A 2,955-nucleotide genomic window follows, 5' to 3' on the forward strand; every position below is an offset into this window, starting at 1 on the left:
GCCGCCGTCCCCTGTGCGGCGGCTCCCCGGCCGGGGGTGGGTCAGGCCCTGGCGTGGCCGTTCAGTGCGGCCAGCGGGGTGTCCGCGAGGCCCAACTCCCCAGCTTTTTCAATCAGTTGCTTGATCTGTCCGGAGTTGTCGCCGCCCGCCTGCATCAGCTTCATGAGCAGCGCGGACACCGTCAGGTGCTGTATGTCGGCGCTCGACACGGAGCCCAGGATCCGGCTCACGTCGTCGGTGAAGCTCGCCGAGCCGTCCAGCCACGGGCCGGCGAGGGCCTGGGCGGTCTCGGAGTGCTGGACGAACCCGTCGATGCCCTTGCCGAGCGCGATGGACGACACCAGCCGGTCGAAGAACACGGACTCCCCGCCGACGATGTTGATGTCGGCGTTCTCCAGACCGGTCGCGAGCACCGTGGCCTGGGCCTCGGCGACCTGCCGCTGCACCTCGAGCCCGGCGAGCCGTACGTCCTTCTCCGCCTCGAGGCGCAGCCGGTACTCCTCGTGGCCGCGGGACGCCTCGTCCAGCGCGGCCATCGCCGCCGCCTTCTCGGTGAGACCTGCGGCCTCCGCCTTGAGCCTGCCGCTGATGCCCTCCGCGTCGGCGAGCGCCTTGGCCCGCGCGCCCTCGGCCTCGGCACGCATCCGGGCCTCGGCCGCCTCGGCCTCGGCACGGCCGGCCTTCTCGATGACCTCGGCCTCCTTGTCGCGGATCTGCACGAGGGCGAGTCCCTCGGCGGCGGCCTCGGCCTGGATGCCCTCGGCCAGCCGCACCTTGGCCCGGGCGTCGAGGTCGGCGCTCTTCAGCCGGGCCTCGGCCAGGGTCAGTTCCTCGGCGGCGCGGTGCGTGGCGGACACCTCGGCGGCCTCCGCGGCCTTGATGTCCTTGACCAGCTTCTCCTGCGCCTCGCCCTCGGCGGCGATGATGACGGCCTGGCGCCGGCGCTCCGCCTCCTCCACGGCCCGCAGCTTCTTGATCGACTCCTCCTGCTCGGCCACCGTACGGTCCACCGCGACGCGCTCCCGGACGACCTCGGCGATGTCGCGCTTCTGAGCCTCGACCTCCTTGTCGGCGGCGATCCGGGTCAGCTCGGTCTCCCGCTCGCGGGCGATGACCTCGAGCATCCGGTCCTTCTCGATGCGCTCGCTCTCCACGGCGATGACCCGCTCGCGGTTCTTGGCGGCGACGGCGACCTCACGGGCCTGGTTCTCACGCTGCACGCCGAGCTGCTCCTCGGTGCGCAGGAAGGCGCTCTGCGCACGCAGCCGCTCCTCCTCCACCACCCGCGCCGTCTCGGCCTCCTCGCGGGCCCGTGCGGTCTCGATCTCCCGGCGCTGCTTGATCTCGGCGTCCTGCTGCCGGCGCTCCAGCTCGAGGATCGCCTCGCGCGCGTCGACGTCCTGCCGGGTGATCTCCTTCTCCTCGTTGCGCTCGGCCTCGTTGGTGCGGATGTGCTCCACGGCCGTCAGCTCGGTGATCTTGCGGATGCCCTGTGCGTCGAGGACGTTGTTCCGGTCGAGCTGGGTGAGCGGCGTCTGCTCCAGGAAGTCGATCGCCGCGTCCTCGAGGTGGTAGCCGTTGAGGTCGACGCCGATGACCTCGATGATCCGGTACCGCAGTTCCTCGCGCTTGGTGTAGAGGTCGGTGAAGTCCATCTGCTTGCCGACGGTCTTCAGCGCCTCGGAGAACTTCGCGTGGAACAGTTCCTGCAGCGTGTTCCGGTCGCTGGCCCGCGCGGTGCCGACGGCCTGCGCGACCTTGATGACGTCCTCGACGGTCTTGTTGACCTTGACGAAGAAGGTGATGCGGATGTCCGCTCGGATGTTGTCCTGGCAGATCAGGCCTTCCTTGCCGGCCCGGGTGATCTCGATGGTCCTCACCGAGATGTCCATCACCTCGGCCTTGTGCAGCACGGGCAGCACGATCTGACCGGTGAAGGTCACGTCGACCTTGCGGACCTTGGAGACGATGAGCGCTTTGCCCTGCTCCACCTTGCGGAACAGTCTGGACATGATGAACAGCACGACGAGTGCGGCGAGCAGGCAGACGCCGACGAGCACGGCGATGCCCACGGTGGCAGCATCCATGGGATACGTCCTTCGGAGCTGGGTGACGGACAGAAGTGACAGGTCGGCGGCGGGCGCCGAGGAGTGCGGCGGCGGGGCCGCCCCGGTACCTCCCGGCCCGGACTGTGCGCGGTGGTGACGTGGTGGCGGCGTGGTGGTGACGTGACGGCCGTACGGTGGTGGCGTGGTGGTGTGCGGCGTGCGTGGCTCGCGCGGGAGCCGTGCGCCGGCTCCGCCACGAGACACGCCGGGCAAACCGCCCCGGTTCCCGCCGAGTGCGCGGGACTACCGGGACGGCCCGGGTTCGTCGGGCACCGGACGGTACAGCGGACGCACGAAGAAGCGGGTCAGCCGCCAGGCCGCGAGCAGGGCTCCGACCAGGGACGGAAGGCGCAGCAGTGCCGCACCGGGCCCCTTGGGGACGTGCGCGTCGAGCAGCACGGTCACGCCGGTGGCGAGCAGCCAGGCGAACAGGGTCAGCAGGGAGAGAGCGAGAGCGACCGGTACCCCGCCCATCCCCCACGCGTCGAGATCCGCGTCCGGGTCGAAGGCGTGCGGTGTGGTGACGCCGACGGCCACCAGCAGCCAGAAACCGGCCGCGACCACGAGGGCCGCGGTGAGCAGAAGTGTGGGCAGGCCCGTGGCGGCCTCCGCGATCATGTGCATCCCCGGCCACCCCCTTTCCCGATCCCCGCGTCCCGCGTTCTGCGTGCCGCGCCCCTGTGACGGCTCATGCCGACGGCAGCACCGGCCCCCGGCGGTGGCGGGGGGGGGGGGGCGCCGCCCGGTGGGGGGGCGGCCCCCCCCCCGCCGCCGACCCCCCCCCCCACGCCAGGGGGCAGGGCGGCTTGCGTTTTAAAAAATAAAAAACCACAAAAAACCACACGAC

At 71.0% G+C, this 2,955-nt stretch carries 2 protein-coding genes; both read right to left on the bottom strand.

Annotation, left to right across the window (positions count from 1 at the left end; all coding sequences use genetic code 11):
• Positions 1-41 precede the first annotated feature (41 nt).
• Positions 42-2,087, bottom strand: a complete 2,046-nt coding sequence (locus tag ACFWVE_RS27095) for a flotillin family protein (protein WP_384019087.1) — start codon at positions 2,085-2,087, stop codon at positions 42-44.
• A 264-nt stretch (positions 2,088-2,351) separates the two neighbouring features.
• Positions 2,352-2,732 (bottom strand): hypothetical protein, encoded by a 381-nt coding sequence (locus tag ACFWVE_RS27100; protein ID WP_384019090.1) that lies wholly within the window; start codon positions 2,730-2,732, stop codon positions 2,352-2,354.
• Between the last annotated feature and the right edge of the window lie 223 nt (positions 2,733-2,955).

This window comes from Streptomyces sp. NPDC058632, from assembly GCF_042717095.1.
Classification (GTDB): Bacteria; Actinomycetota; Actinomycetes; order Streptomycetales; family Streptomycetaceae; genus Streptomyces.

Bases quoted from the DNA above. Each gene is read 5' to 3' on its own strand.
- ACFWVE_RS27100 (WP_384019090.1), bottom strand. From the start codon at position 2,732: ATGCACATGATCGCGGAGGCCGCCACGGGCCTGCCCACACTTCTGCTC.
- ACFWVE_RS27095 (WP_384019087.1), bottom strand. From the start codon at position 2,087: ATGGATGCTGCCACCGTGGGCATCGCCGTGCTCGTCGGCGTCTGCCTG.